This window comes from Parasphingorhabdus sp. W113 (assembly GCF_055693205.1).
In genome coordinates this window covers 1,665,040-1,679,309 of record NZ_CM146328.1, presented here as the reverse complement: position 1 = coordinate 1,679,309, position 14,270 = coordinate 1,665,040, and the positions used below count along the sequence as shown (strand labels likewise).

General features: G+C 59.7%; 10 protein-coding genes. 4 read left to right on the top strand and 6 right to left on the bottom strand.

Annotated elements, in window-relative coordinates:
- Positions 1 to 53 precede the first annotated feature (53 nt).
- Entirely contained in the window at positions 54 to 434 is a 381-nt protein-coding gene (locus ACZ1GS_RS07945) for a GFA family protein (protein ID WP_472697924.1), read from the top strand.
- A gap of 22 nt (positions 435 to 456) precedes the next feature.
- On the opposite strand, the gene ACZ1GS_RS07940 is transcribed toward ACZ1GS_RS07945, so the two are convergent.
- From ACZ1GS_RS07940 to ACZ1GS_RS07930, 3 genes are all read right to left on the bottom strand, one after another.
- Positions 457 to 1,239: a sulfite exporter TauE/SafE family protein gene (locus tag ACZ1GS_RS07940; RefSeq protein ID WP_472697923.1), complete on the bottom strand. Its 783-nt coding sequence runs from the start codon at positions 1,237 to 1,239 to the stop codon at positions 457 to 459.
- A 36-nt stretch (positions 1,240 to 1,275) separates the two neighbouring features.
- Complete coding sequence (gene secA, locus ACZ1GS_RS07935; RefSeq protein ID WP_472697922.1) at positions 1,276 to 4,011, bottom strand: preprotein translocase subunit SecA; 2,736 nt, start codon at positions 4,009 to 4,011, stop codon at positions 1,276 to 1,278.
- Between the two features lie 109 nt (positions 4,012 to 4,120).
- Complete coding sequence (locus tag ACZ1GS_RS07930) at positions 4,121 to 4,405, bottom strand: hypothetical protein (protein WP_472697921.1); 285 nt, start codon at positions 4,403 to 4,405, stop codon at positions 4,121 to 4,123.
- A gap of 59 nt (positions 4,406 to 4,464) precedes the next feature.
- On the opposite strand from ACZ1GS_RS07930, the gene argJ reads away from it, so the two are divergent.
- The 3 genes from argJ to ACZ1GS_RS07915 are packed head-to-tail and all read left to right on the top strand — an operon-like array spanning position 4,465 to position 7,417.
- Positions 4,465 to 5,694, top strand: a complete 1,230-nt coding sequence (gene argJ, locus ACZ1GS_RS07925) for a bifunctional glutamate N-acetyltransferase/amino-acid acetyltransferase ArgJ (protein WP_472697920.1) — start codon at positions 4,465 to 4,467, stop codon at positions 5,692 to 5,694.
- Between the two features lie 14 nt (positions 5,695 to 5,708).
- Positions 5,709 to 6,608: a glutathione S-transferase family protein gene (locus tag ACZ1GS_RS07920; RefSeq protein WP_472697919.1), complete on the top strand. Its 900-nt coding sequence runs from the start codon at positions 5,709 to 5,711 to the stop codon at positions 6,606 to 6,608.
- On the top strand, positions 6,605 to 7,417 hold the full coding sequence (locus ACZ1GS_RS07915) for an inositol monophosphatase family protein (protein WP_472697918.1): 813 nt from the start codon (positions 6,605 to 6,607) through the stop codon (positions 7,415 to 7,417). The genes ACZ1GS_RS07920 and ACZ1GS_RS07915 overlap by 4 nt, the downstream gene beginning before the upstream one ends.
- Here the strand turns inward: ACZ1GS_RS07915 and trxA are convergent.
- From trxA to addB, 3 genes are all read right to left on the bottom strand, one after another.
- Positions 7,414 to 7,740, bottom strand: a complete 327-nt coding sequence (trxA, locus tag ACZ1GS_RS07910; RefSeq protein ID WP_472697917.1) for a thioredoxin TrxA — start codon at positions 7,738 to 7,740, stop codon at positions 7,414 to 7,416. The two genes, ACZ1GS_RS07915 and trxA, sit on opposite strands and share 4 nt — an antisense overlap.
- 78 nt (positions 7,741 to 7,818) lie before the next feature.
- Complete coding sequence (gene addA / locus ACZ1GS_RS07905; protein ID WP_472697916.1) at positions 7,819 to 11,265, bottom strand: double-strand break repair helicase AddA; 3,447 nt, start codon at positions 11,263 to 11,265, stop codon at positions 7,819 to 7,821.
- The gene (addB, locus tag ACZ1GS_RS07900; RefSeq protein ID WP_472697915.1) at positions 11,258 to 14,257 is read right to left on the bottom strand and encodes a double-strand break repair protein AddB; all 3,000 of its coding nucleotides are present in this window, start codon (positions 14,255 to 14,257) and stop codon (positions 11,258 to 11,260) included. Before addB ends, addA begins: the two co-directional genes overlap by 8 nt.
- Positions 14,258 to 14,270 lie beyond the last annotated feature (13 nt).

The following is a 14,270-nucleotide window of genomic DNA, read 5'->3' as shown; positions in this document are numbered from 1 at the left end:
CGCGCCGTGGAATATGGTAGACTGGCCGCCCAAAGGCTTGAGGAGACATCAATATGCACAAGGGATCCTGTCTGTGCGGCGCCGTGCAATTTGCGGTCGAGGGCGATTTGCCCGTGCCGAATGCCTGTCACTGTTCGCAATGCCGCAAGCAGTCGGGCCATTACTGGGCGTCCACCGATATCGACCGCAGCAAGTTGGAGCTCAGCGGAGAAGAAGCGCTACGCTGGCATGCATCTTCGGAGAAAGTGCGCCGCGGTTTTTGCAGCCAATGCGGGTCCTTTTTATTTTGGGATGCGGTTCAAAAAGATAAAATTGCGGTGGCCATGGGCGCCTTTGATCAGCCAACCGGCACCACGCTCGGATTGCATATTTTTACCGCCGACAAAGGCGACTATTATGAGATTCTGGATGATATCCCGCAAAACGCCCAGTGACCGCATCCGCCGCTGAGAGGCGTCAGGCCAGAGCCAGGAGCGGCCACAGAAGGCGGGCCGCGACATAGAGGATTAGCACCGCCGTCAAGCCGCGAATCCAGCGTTCCGGCAAAATATGACTCGCCATCAGGCTCCCCATCTGGCCGCCGACAAGCACAGCCAGAAAAAGCGGCCAATAATCCAACATGATCGCGCCGCCTTCCCAGCCCCCCTTCATCAGTTGTCCGGCGAGGCCGCTGATCGAATTGACCAGGATGAAAACCGATGCCGTCGCGGCGATGCGGCGGCTGTCCGCCCATTGGGTCAGCAACAATAGCGGCGCGAGGAAAATCCCGCCGCCAATCCCGACCATGCCGGAGAGAAAGCCGATACCGCCGCCGATCACCGGCGAAAACAGAAAGGCCTGCGACCAGCGGACAGGCTCCGCGCGCTCGCGCTGCGGCAATAATGGTTCGGCCAATAGCAGCAGGCCGGCCACCATCAGCGATCCGCCGAGCAGGATCGTAAAACTGCCCTGATCAATCGGCAGACGCCCACCAAGCCATGCCGCGGGCACGGAGAACAGCAATATCGGCCAGATCCGCGACCATGGCACCAGACCCCGGCGGTGGAACCGCCAGGCTCCGCCGGTCACGACGATGATATTGCACAGCAGCGCGATGACCGGAAGCAACCGATAGTCGATATCCGCCAAGGCGAGTAATGCGATATAGGTCGATCCGCCGCCAAAGCCGACCGAGGCATAGAGCGCCGCAGTGACGAGAAAAAGCAGCGCCAAGCCGATCAGGCCACCTGCAAGAGCCAAGGCCGGATCAATCTACCAAGCGATGGACAAACCGCATCAGAACTTGCCGTGACAATGCTTATATTTCCGTCCGGATCCACAGGGACATGGCGCGTTGCGGCTGACCTTGCCCTGGCCTTCGAACGGATCGGCAGGATTGTCGAGAACCCCGGATTGCCGGGGCGGCAAGGTCGTCGAAACCGTGCCCAGCGTCCCGCCGTCAATATCACTGCTATTGTCTTCACCAGTCAACGGATCAATATGAGTGGTCAGGAAGTCCGGCAATTCAGGCAATTCGGGGACTTCAACCTCTTCCTGACGATGGAACTGGCTGACCGCGATTGTCTTGGTCACACTTTCCCGGATGATTTCGAGCATCCGCTCGAACAGACCGAAGGATTCCTGCTTATACTCGTCGAGCGGCTTTTTCTGGGCGTAAGCGCGCAGGAAAACCACCTGACGCAAGGCATCCAGCGTGGCCAGATGCTCTTTCCAGTTGTGATCGAGGGACTCGAGCAGGATCGCCTTTTCGATCTGCACCCAAACGTCCGGATCGATTTCCGCCACCTTGGCCTCGAAATCCTTGTTGGCCATGTCGGCAATGCGCGATTCCACCAGTTCGGGTTCCACCGCATCTTCCTGCAACCAGGCATCAATGTCCGGTTTCAGCCCGAAGACCGATTCAACCCGCTCCTTGAGCATGTCGACATCCCATTGCTCGGGATAGCTTCCCGGTGGGCAACAATCGGCAACAATCGCGTTCACGGTCTCGATCCGCATATCCTCGACGACATCGCCGACCGTTTCCGCATCCATGATTTCAGAGCGCTGTTCATAGATGACCTTGCGCTGGTCATTCATCACGTCATCATATTCGACGACCTGCTTACGGGCTTCATAATTGCGCGCTTCCACCTTTTTCTGGGCGGTTTCAATAGCTTTGGACAACCATTTTCCGCCAATCGCCTCGCCATCTTCCAGATTCTTGTTCATCATCTTGGCAAACATGGTTTCCGTGCCGAAAATCCGCAGGAGATCGTCTTCCAGACAGAGATAGAAACGGCTCAACCCAGGGTCACCCTGACGACCGGAGCGGCCACGGAGCTGGTTATCAATCCGGCGGCTTTCATGGCGTTCGGTGCCGAGAACGAACAACCCGCCCGCGGCGCGTACTTCTTCCCGCAAGGCGCGCACTTCTTCTTCGATCTTGGCAATCGCCTTGTCCCGTTCCGGGCCCTCTTCCATATCGCCCAGCTCTTCCTCGATCCGGAAGTCGATATTGCCGCCCAACTGGATGTCGGTACCACGACCGGCCATATTGGTCGCGATCGTCACCGCACCGGGGCTGCCCGCCTGCGCCACAATATGGGCTTCCTGCTCATGGAATCGCGCATTCAAAACATTGTGCTTCACGCCTTCCTTCTCGAGAAACTCGGACAGAAGTTCCGATTTTTCGATGGAAACGGTGCCGACCAGAACCGGTTGCCCCTTTTCGCTATGCTCCTTGATCGTCTTCGCGATGGCGGCAAATTTATCCATCGTATTTTTGTAGAATTCGTCATTTTCATCGATCCGCAAGACCGGCTTGTTGGTCGGGATCGTGACGCAGTTCATCTTGTAGATTTCGAAAAATTCGGCCGCTTCGGTCGCGGCGGTACCGGTCATGCCCGACAATTTCGGGTACATCCGGAAATAATTCTGGAAGGTAATCGATGCCAAAGTCTGGTTTTCCGGTTCGATCTGAACGCCTTCCTTGGCCTCAACCGCCTGATGCAAGCCATTAGACCAGCGGCGGCCATCCATCATCCGTCCGGTAAATTCGTCAATGATGATCACCTTGCCATCCTTGACGATATAGTCGGTATCGCGCTTGCGCATGACATTGGCCATCAGCGCCTGGTTGAGATGGTGCACGACTTGGGTATTCTCATAATCGTACAGATTATTGCCTTCGAGCAGACCCGCTTCCTCGAGCAGCCGCTCCGCTTTTTCCGTTCCCTCTTCGGTCAGCGAAATATTCCGGCTTTTCTCGTCCTTTTCATAATCTTCTTCGGTGATGTGCTGAACAATTTCATTCACCGAAATATAGAGATCCGACTTGTCATCGGTGGGACCGGAGATGATCAGCGGGGTACGGGCTTCATCAATCAGGATCGAGTCCACCTCGTCCACAATCGCGAAATTGAACGGCCGCTGCACCATCTGGGCGCGATCATGCTTCATATTGTCGCGCAGATAGTCAAAACCAAATTCGTTGTTGGTGCCGTAGGTAATGTCCGCCGCATAAGCCTCGCGCCGCTGCTCTTCGCCGAGATTGGGCACGATTGTGCCGAGTGTCAGTCCGAGGAAATTATAGACCTGGCTCATCCATTCGCCGTCGCGCTTGGCGAGATAGTCATTCACCGTCACAACATGGACGCCCTTGCCTTCAATCGCGTTGAGATAGCAGGCCAGTGTGGCGACGAGGGTCTTGCCTTCGCCGGTCCGCATCTCCGAGATTTCGCCGCGATGCAGCACGATCCCGCCCACCATCTGAACGTCATAGTGACGCTGACCCAGGGTCCGTTTGGCGGCTTCCCGAACAACCGCGAAGGCTTCCGGCAGAATGTCGTCCAAGCTTTCGCCACTGGCCACGCGTTCGCGGAAATAGGGTGTTTTCGCTGCCAGTTCTTCGTCTGAAAGCGGTTCGATTTCGGGTTCGAAAGCGTTGATCTGGTCAACCACTTTCATGATGCTTTTGACATAACGGTCGTTAGAGGACCCGAATAAGGATTTGGCAAAGCCGCCGATCATGATGATTTCCGATATATTGAAAGAATGTGCGGGCGTTTTCACGACCCAGTCTGATCTGAATTTGGGGATATAGGCGAACAATTCAACACAGGGATTGTTCGCAACGCGCCTAGGGTGCGCCCTCTTCATGTTCCAGCTTGTCGCCAATCGTTCGTTTCAGCGTCGAAACCGACCACAGGATATCGGCATGATGGGCACCGTCAAAGCCGCTGTCAGCGGGTTGCACACTCTGCGCCAATGCCTTGGCAGCCTCTGTCCAATCCGCGGAAATCGTCCATTCTGCATCGCTAACGGCTTCATTGCCGGTTGCTTCGGCCGCCAATGCAGAAGCCGGTGGAGTCACCCCGGCAGCATTGAAAAGCAGCAACATAAAACTTGCAATATAGACGTTCATCAATCAGGCCTTGTCACGATCCATTTGCTTTAGCAAACCAATAGATAAAGGCAAGTTAAGTGTCGGAAACCCAATCGCCTCTGGCGCCTGCCCATGTCCCCGAACTTCCCGAGATTGCGGGCGTCACCTGCCGGGTGGCGCGGGCGCGCTACAAGGACTGGGACAGGTGTGACCTGACCTTCATCAGCATGCCCGAGCAGACCAGCGCCGCGGGTGTGCTGACTCAGAGCCAATGCCCCTCAACCGAAGTCGAATGGTGCCGCAAAGCCCTGCTGGGCGGACGGGCGCGCGGTCTGGTGGTCAATGCCGGCAACGCCAATGCCTTTACCGGTGCCCGGGGCATGGCGGCGGTGCAGCGGATATTGGACCTCACCAGTGCTCATCTGGGTTGCGCGGAGGATGAGATATTCGTTTCCTCGACCGGCGTGATCGGCGTACCGCTGCCAAAAGAAAGAGCCGAGGCGGGGTTAAAAGCAGTGTTTGAAACCGAGGCCTGCGGCTGGCCGGAAGCGGCGGCGGCGATCATGACCACCGACACTTTTCCGAAGCTGGCAACGACCAGTGCGGTTGTCGATGGCCAAACCGTGCATCTTAGCGGCATTATCAAGGGGTCCGGCATGATTGCCCCCGACATGGCGACGATGCTGGGCTATATTTTCACCGATGCCACAATTGACCCTGCCCTGCTCCAGTCGATGCTCGCGGAGGCGACGGCGCAAAGCTTCAATTGCATCACCGTCGACAGCGACACATCGACCAGCGATACGGTGCTGGCTTTTGCAACCGGTCAGCACCTTGCCGCGCCCCTGACCACCCGCGAGGACCCCGGGGCCGATGCGTTTCAGGCGGCGTTGACCGATTTGTGCCTGCAACTCGCGCATCTCGTCGTCCGCGATGGCGAAGGGGCGAGCAAATTTATCGAAATTGGGGTTTCCGGCGCGCAATCGGATGACAGCGCCAAACGCATTGCACTCTCGATCGCCAATTCTCCGCTGGTCAAGACAGCGATTGCCGGAGAGGACGCGAATTGGGGCCGGGTGGTGATGGCGGTTGGCAAGGCAGGAGAGCCCGCCGATCGCGACAAATTGTCCATCAGCTTTGGCGGAACCGTGGTCGCCCGCGAGGGCGTGGTCGTGCCTGACTATGACGAAGCACCAGTCGCGGCGCACCTGAAAGGCGAAGTAATTGATATCGACGTCGATATCGGCATTGGTGCCGGCACCGCCAAAGTTTGGACCTGCGACCTGACCCATGGCTATATCTCGATCAACGCCGACTATCGCAGCTAGACACTGGAGCCCACATGACCGACATCGTCCTGCATCACTATGAAAATTCTCCCTTTGGTCAGGCCATGCGGCTGGCGCTGGCGCTGAAGGGCCTGGCCTGGAAGTCCGTGGAGCAACCAGACATTGCACCGAAACCGGACCTGAGCGCCCTCACCGGCGGCTATGAACGGATTCCGGTCCTGCAGGTCGGCGCCGATATCTATTGCGATACCGCGTTGATTGTCGACACGCTCGAAACGCTCAAGCCGGAACCGAGCCTCTATCCGGGTCCGATGGGCCAGGTCGGGCGGTTGATCGCCTTGTGGTCGGGCGGCCTGTGGTTCATGCCCGCGGTCGGCACCGCGCTCGGGACCAATCCGGATATTGTACGCGAGGAATTCTGGGAAGATCGCGCGGTGCGTTTTGGCATGGACCGCAAGCGGTTCCTGCCGATGGTGCCCCATCTCGTCGGGCAATTTGAAGCCGGCGCCGCGCTGGTTGCGGAATCGCTCGCCGACGGTCGCGACTATATCTGCGGCGCGACGCCCGGCCATGCCGATCTGATGCTTTACATGAACATCCGGTTTGTCGGCTTTGCCGGGCGCAAGCCTTCGGATTATGGCGCAAAGATCGCGGCCTGGTTCGCGCGGATTGATGCCATTGGCTATGGCGATTTCGAAGCATGGACCGGCGAACAGGCGATTGTCTATGCACAGGACCGCGAACCCCAGGATAAGGGCACGGTCGAGGATGGCTTCGGCTTCGCCGCCGGGGACCGGGTGTCGGTTAAGCCGGAAGCCCCTGATCCGGCAGCGGTCACCGGGACATTGGTCGGGCTCAACCACCGCAAAATAACGATCAGGCGGCATGATGACCAGGCGGGCGACGTGCATGTCCATTTCCCGCGGCTCGGACAGATCCTGTCGCCGGCATGATCACCAAGGCGCTCGATCAATCGGTCCAGGAAATTCTGCGCCGGGTTTCGAGCACCATCATCCTGCCTTATTATCAGAACCTGAAAGCCGCTGACATTGCGGAGAAAACACCAGGCGATCTGGTGACCGTGGCGGACCAGCGCAGCGAGGATTTTCTTAGCGCGGAACTGCACCGGTTGCTCCCGGAAGCGGCGATTGTCGGGGAAGAGGCGGTGGCGGCAGATCCGGCGGTTGCCGACCGTCTGGCGGACGATAGCGTCTGGATCATCGACCCGATTGACGGCACCGGCAATTTCGCCGCCGGTCAGCCGCCATTTGGCGTGATAATCGCCCTTGCACAGGCCAATAAAACCATTGGCGGCTGGCTCTATGATCCGCTGACCGAGCGCATGGCGACCGCGATCAAGGGCCAGGGCGCGCGCATCAATGGCGAAATATTGCCGCCTGCGCCCGTTCCGCAGGACAAACCGGTCGCCGCTTTGGCGACTGGCTTCATGACGTCAGAAAAGCGCGACCGGCTGCTCGAGCGCACCCGCGATCAATATGCCATTGTCGATATTCCGCGCTGCGCGGCCGAGCAATATCCGCGGCTCGCCATGGGCACCAACCACATCTCGACCTTCGAACGCACCCTGCCCTGGGATCATGCGGCGGGTATCTTGTTTCTCAATGAAGCAGGCGGCAAGGCGGCGCGCTGGGATGGCAGCGCCTATCGGCCGGCAGACCGCAAAACCGGATTGCTCGGCGCTGCGTCGCCAAAATTATGGAACGAAGCAGCCGAGCTGATCCATGATATTTTCGAAGATTAGGCTGGCAGAGAGTCGGAAAGCCATTGCTTGAGCTGGCTTTTTGGCGCTGCACCCACCTTGGTTTCAACCGGTTCACCATTGTTGAACAGGATCATCGTCGGAATACCGCGCACGCCATATTTGCCCGGGGCATCAGGACTGTCGTCAATGTTCAGCTTTGCAATCGTGACCTGCTCGCCCATTTCATCGCTGATTTCTTCGAGCGCGGGGCCGATCATTTTACAAGGGCCGCACCATTCCGCCCAGAAATCAACCAGCACGGGGCCTTCTGCCTTCAGAACATCCTGTTCGAAACTGGAATCGGTAATTGCTTTGGTCGCCATGGAAATTCTCCTGATAGTGTTTGAATATAATCTAGGGACTGTCGGCCCAATGCTCAAGCACTGGCCTGAAAAGGATTTTCATGGCCGGTCAAAGCCAGGCTTGTGCCGGGCGACAAGATCATCGGACAGTTTCAACAGCACTGGCGCCTGCGAATAAAGCAGGCCGGCCTGCACCGGACGACCGGGAAAGATCTTTTCCAGGGCCGCGACATAAGCCGCCATCTGGCGCAAATAGGCCACGGGCGCATGATCTGCGGATTCCGGAACCGCCCGCCCGGTTTTGAAATCGACGACCGAAATCAGCGTATCGGTAATCAACAGACGGTCGGCGGTGCCCGAGATGACATGATCACCGACCACCGCCGCGATCGGCGCTTCTGCGAGACTGCGCGGAGAGAAGAGATCGGCCCATTGCGGATTGGCGAGCACCGCCAATACCGTTTCTATCAATCCCTGGCGTTCCGCCGGATCGGTGATCCGCTTTTGGTTCAGCAGCCAGTTGTCCGCCGCCGCGACACGCTGATCGGGTGCGATTTCGGGCAAACGCTCGAACAGGCTGTGCAACAGCGTACCGCGCTCGGCCGCCGCGCGCATATCCGCACTGGATGGCGGATTGGGGGCATCGTCCGGGCCGAGGTTCGACGGTGTCAGCGGCCGCGGTGGCCGCGCCTCTTCTGGCGCCTCAGTGGATATCCACACGGGCAATGATTCTGCAACAGCCTCAATTTGCGGCCTTGTGCCCGGATTGGACGCTGGTGGCCGCGCCGGAATCGGCCCCTGATAGGCACGCGATTCGATCCACCGTGTGGACGCGGTCCAGTCGCACCCCAGTTTGGCGACCGCATCGTCGACAGCGCCATACCAGCTGCCGTCCGGAACCACCCCGCACGCCCGGGGGCCGAGGGTGCCGGCAACGACCAGATGCTCTTCGGCGCGGGTCATCGCGACATAGAGCAACCGCCAATGTTCCTCCATCTGGAGTTTTTCGGCCTTTTCGGCATGGTCGGCCAGCACCGCAAAGCGTTCCGCCTTGCGGATCGGCACAACCGGATAAGGCAAGTCCAACCCGCGCTCTTCTCCGGGATTAATGTCAAAACCCCCGGTTTTCTTCTGTCCCGGGTCAAACGTGGCATTGGCCAGAATCACCAGCGGCGCCTGCAACCCTTTGGCGCCGTGCACGGTCATCAGACGGACCTCGTTGCCGGCCTCTCCCTGATCGCGCTTGATTTCGACGTCGCCGCGATCAAACCAGTCGAGAAATCCCTGCAGGCTCGGAATATGATCCTGTTCGAACGCCAGCGCCGTGTTGAGCAATTCCTCCAGGGGGTCCAGCGCCGCCTGGCTCAGTCGGGCAGTCAGTTTTTTGCGCCCCGCAATCGGCCCCGAAAGAATGGTTTCGAGAAACTGATAAGGGGTGATGAAATCCGCGAGGTTGAGCAAGGTGCGAAGCGACGCGACCTGCTCCGCAATTGCCGTATTGCCATTGATAAAGTCCCACAGGCTCTTGTCCCGGTTGTCGGCATCGCGATAGCCATGCTCGAGCAGCGCCTCCTGCGTCCAACCGAGCAGCGGCGAGACCAGCAAGCCTGCGAGATTGAGATCATCATGCGGTTGCAGGACAAAGCGGATCGTCGCGAGCAGATCTTGCACGACCAGCGGCTGATTGAGGCGAATCCGGTCGATCCCGGCAACCGGTACATTTTCGGCAAATAGACGCGCGACAATCAAGGCGCTCAGATCATCACGCTTGCTGACCAGGATCATGACATCTTTAGGCTGGAGATAGCGGTTCTTGTGGCTGAGCCACAGCGCCGTCGCCGGGGTCAGCCATTCCTTGATCTGCAGCGCCAGGCGCTGGGCAAACACCCTTTTTTCATCGCTGAGCCAATTTTCCTGATCGTCATCCGCGCTAATCGCGCCATGGGCAACCGGCTTCCAAAGCGTCACGCTCCCCGCCTGATCCGCAAAATGGCTTTCATGGCGCGGCAACGCCTCCCCGAGCCCCAGGGCTGCGGCGCCGATGGTTTTCAGCATGGTATCAACCACGGTCAGCACCGGTGGCGTCGACCGAAAACTGCGATCGAGCGAGAGCTTGGCAAAGGCCCGGTCGGAGGCCGCCGCGCGCTTGAAAAAATCCTCGCGGGCCTTGACGTAATTATGCGGACTGGTGCCTTGAAAGCCAAATATTGCCTGTTTGAAATCCCCGACCGTGAACAGCGTCCGGACCTTCTCGCCGCTGGCCCCCAGTCCGGCAAAAAAATCATCCGCCAAGGCACGGACAATATCCCACTGCGCGAGATTGGTGTCCTGCGCTTCGTCGACCAAGATATGATCGGTGCGCTGGTCCAGTTTATAGCGGATCCAGGCCGCCATATCGCCGCGATCGAGCAGCTGCGCGGTCATCCGGATCATATCGTCAAAATCGACCACGCCCTGCAGCGACTTGGCTTTGCGATAATAGTCGGCAAAGGCTTTGCCCGCTGCCAGCGCGCCGGCAAACAGGTCCGCATAGGCAAACAGCGTTTGGGTACCGATCTGCTCCCCGGTCCACGCCATCAATCCGGAAACCACCGCATCATAGTCCGGAAAGGCCGCTAGCAATCCTTTGGTTGGCTTATGCGGTGTCCCGGTGGTTTTGGTCGCCAATGCGCCATGCAATTCGGCTATTGTGGCCGCTCTGTCTGGGGCGCCTAGATCGAGCCAGTGCCGAATAACCGCTTGCCGTTCCTGCTCCTTTTTGCCGCCCGCGGCTGCCATTGCCTGCTGCAATTGCACCAGCGCATCATGGTCAAATTCTGAATCTCCGACGCGCTCCTCGAGCCATTGCGTCGCATCGCCTTCTGGAGGGAGGCGCAACAAGCTTCGCGCAAATGGCAGAGTTTCCGGCGGCATGGCCGCCATAGCATCCACCTTGGCGGCGCATTTCATCAGATAATTTTCGGCTTCTTCCTCCCCCATGCGCACGCTAAGCGCCTGGATCGCTTCGATAATCTCGGTGCGCCCGTCAGCTTCTTCCGCCAGCAGCAAATCCCCCAATGCCTGGCGCGCCATGATTTTCTGATCGCGTTCCTCAATCGGCTTGAACAGCGCCGAGATGCCGGCTTCTTCGGGAAAGCTGGCGAGCAGGGTCTGGCAGAAACTGTGAATGGTCATGATCCGCAAGCCGCCGCCTCTGGCGTCGAGAACCCGCGCAAACAGGGTCCGCGCATGGTCGCGCGTAGCCGGATCCGTCGAAGCGCCGATGGCCCGCAGGTCATTCGCCAGCAGCGTGTCTTCCAGGCGCACCCAGCGCGCCAGCTGGCGGTGGATCCGGTCGGCCATTTCGGCGGCACCGGACTTGGTGAAGGTCAGACATAATATATGTTCGGGATCAACATTGTCGCGCAGCAACAGGCGGAACACACGGGCGGTCAGCACCTGGGTCTTGCCGGTGCCTGCCGATGCGCTCAGCCAGATATTGTCATCGGGTTGCACGGCGGCATTTTGTTTGTCCGCGAGATGGTGCAGCGTGCTGTTCTCAGTCATGGGGGCCCGCTCCCTCATCCTGCTCCGCGCGGCCATACCATTCTTCCAGTCGCATCAGCTGATCATAATCGGCATAAGGCGCATATTCGGGATGCAGCTTGGCGATCAGCGGCTCGTCTCCAAGGATATAGCGGGTCACCGCCGCGGTAAATTCGGTCACCGCATGATCGACCATATCATCGGCCGCGACAATATTGTCGCCGCGCCCCTTGGTGGGCGACTGAATATAGCCGAAACTGTCGGTTCCCCCCTTTTTCGCCAGTGACCAATATTCAAAAGCGCTGGTCTTGCCTTTCAATCCCTTGAAATCCCCTTGTTCGGCAATCGCGCCGAGCAAGCCCAATTGGAGAGAAAATCCTTCTTTCACCGCCTTGTTGCTGGGCGGGCCACCGGTTTTATAGTCTATAATCCCCAGACTGCCATCCGGCATCCGGTCAATGCGGTCGGCAATACCGAACAGCTTTACGCCGGCAATATCCGCCTCGCCTTTCTGCTCTGATCTGATCGGCTCGCGCTGCAGGGCGCGTTGGTCTGCAACCTGGTCCGCCACCCAAATCAGTCCCTGCATAAGGCGCGGCGCCCAGAGAGTGCGCATCAAAGGATGCGAGGATCGTTCGTTGAGAAAGGCCAGCGCTCTGTTCTTCAAGGCCGCGGCATCATAATCATCCTGCCGCGCCCAGTGATCAAGAATATCATGGATGATCGACCCCCGCCAGGCGGCGCTTGGTTCCGCATCAATCCCTTCAAGCGCTTTGAATTTCATGATCTTGGCGGCGTAAAAAGCGAACGGGTCCGCAATCAATTTGTCGACATCGGTGACCGATAGCCCCACCGCGCGCTGTTCTGCGGTTGGTTCCGGCGCCGGGCGCGCGATGCGGATCGCCTGGTCCGGGCGGTCGATCTGGCGGGCCCAGGACTGGACCATCGGATGCTCTTTCAGCCCGTCGCCGCACATTGCCTGCAGCCGCAGCAGGAACCGGGACGCAATGGCCGGTCCGGAGCTGTCCCGTTGCGCGCGTGACAAGACGACATTCTGTGCCCCCAATGCACCGACCAGATCATGGGCGGACAGTCCGATCTGCCGTTCCTGCGCCGGCAGGCCGAGAGATTTGCGGACCATCGGTGCGAGCCACGGATCCGGCGTGATCGCTTGCGGCCAGCTGCCCTCGTTCAATCCGCAACAGATGGTAAGATCCGCCTGTTGCAAGCGTGCTTCCAGCAAACCGTATAGCGCGATCCGGGGGTGCCCTCCAAAAACCGGGCGGATCGGGCGCGCGGCCATGAATGTCTCGAAATAGCCGGCCAGTTCGACCGCCTCGAGGCGACGCGGGCCAAGCGGTGCTCGCGCCTCGAGCGAATCCAGCAGATCTGCCAGGTCGCGCCCGGCCGGGCCGCTCCAGACGGCACCATGGGTCAATTGATCCGCCAGGCTGCGAATTGCCGCCAGCGTCGCGGCCCAGTTTCCGCTGCTCCGGAAACTGTCGACTGCGGGGGTGAACAGGGCGCGGACGGATTTCCACCAGGGCTGGAGTTGCTTGCGTTTGTCGGCGGTGCGCGGGTCCTCGCTATGGAGAAAGGCTTCAATCGCCTCCAGACCCGGCGCGAGCCGCGGACCGCGCAACAGCAGATCCAGTTGGCGCACCCGCGACAGCCATTCCAGCCGTCCCTCGCCTTGCGCCACCAGCGGATGTTTGAGCAGCGCGAGAAATTCCGCTGGCGGAAAACCCTCGGCAACCGCAGTCAGCATGGACAGCAGGAAAACACCCGGCGGGGTTTTGGACAAGGGCTGGCCCGCCGTGTCGTCGACATTGATCGACCAGCGCTGGAGATGGGCCGAAATACGCTCGGCCAGGCGGCGGTCGGGTGTGATGATCGCGACGCGCCGTTCCGGGATCTCCAGCGCTTCGCGCGCCAGCAGCGCCACCATCTGCGCCTCTTCGGCGCTGTGCCGGGCTTCGAGACGGTGGACGCCGGCCAGACTGCGTTCGCTCGCCGGCAATTGTTGCCAGCGCCCAGTCAGTGCGGGAATGGCAAAGGCATGGCTGAGCGCCCGGCTGCGCTGCGCCTTGGCGCTTGACGGTCCGACCCGCGGCCAGCGCAGGACTTCATCCCGGGCAATACCCATACGGTTGAGCAGCAATTTCAGATGATATTGCGGATGCGCCTCTTGCGGACGGTGCCGGACCGCCTCGTCACTGTCCCGGTCAAACGGCCCCAGCATGTCCCATTCGTCATCATCCAGGACGAGATCCAGATCCGGCAGGACGACCAGTCCATCGTCCAGGAAAGCGATCCTGCGCAACAGACGTGCAATCGCCGGGGCGGCGGTGGTGATCCCGGCGGCGACGACAAAATGAGGGGGCGGTTCTTGCGCCCATTTGCGGGCGATCGCATCGAACAGCGCATTGCGGCGCGTGGCTTCGTCGACCAGCTTCCGGTCCGCCAGCAGGCTCTGCCAGTGCTCCGCGATCTGCTTGAAAAAGGCGAGAGAATCCTGCCAATGCCCGGACAGTTCCGGCTCGACATCCAGCTCCACCAGATCGCGCAGGCCGATTTCTTCCACCGTCAGCTGATCCAGCGTCCGCGCAAATTCCCGGGCCAGGCGCATCGCCTCGCGCGCCAATATCGCCTCGCCTTTTGCGGTCCGTGCTTCTTCAATCAAGCGCGCGATCATCAGCAGCCGGTCGAGCGCGTGAATGGCCGGCGGAATGTCGAGCGCCAGGGCGCCCCCGTCCAGCGCCACGCCAACCGATTCATCCAGTTCCAGATCCCCGATCACCGCCATGCGCGGCAGCAGCAAGCCGTCATCGCTGAGCCGCACAAAGGCATCGTGCAGCGCCGTACGGGCGCGGTTATTTGGTAATAATATCAGTCCCTTAGAGAGTCCGAACGGGTGCTTGCCATAGCGGTCCACCAGGCCCTGCGCCAGCGCATCTGCAAAGCCGCCATGCGCGGCAATATTGTAAACTTTGGACTCAGGCCGATCAGCCACGACAGAAAGGCAA

Coding starts and splice junctions, on each gene's coding strand:
- ACZ1GS_RS07945 (WP_472697924.1), top strand. CDS start 54: ATGCACAAGGGATCCTGTCTGTGCGGCGCCGTGCAATTTGCGGTCGAG.
- secA (WP_472697922.1), bottom strand. CDS start 4,011: ATGATCGGCGGCTTTGCCAAATCCTTATTCGGGTCCTCTAACGACCGT.
- ACZ1GS_RS07930 (WP_472697921.1), bottom strand. CDS start 4,405: ATGAACGTCTATATTGCAAGTTTTATGTTGCTGCTTTTCAATGCTGCC.
- ACZ1GS_RS07920 (WP_472697919.1), top strand. CDS start 5,709: ATGACCGACATCGTCCTGCATCACTATGAAAATTCTCCCTTTGGTCAG.
- ACZ1GS_RS07915 (WP_472697918.1), top strand. CDS start 6,605: ATGATCACCAAGGCGCTCGATCAATCGGTCCAGGAAATTCTGCGCCGG.
- trxA (WP_472697917.1), bottom strand. CDS start 7,740: ATGGCGACCAAAGCAATTACCGATTCCAGTTTCGAACAGGATGTTCTG.
- addA (WP_472697916.1), bottom strand. CDS start 11,265: ATGACTGAGAACAGCACGCTGCACCATCTCGCGGACAAACAAAATGCC.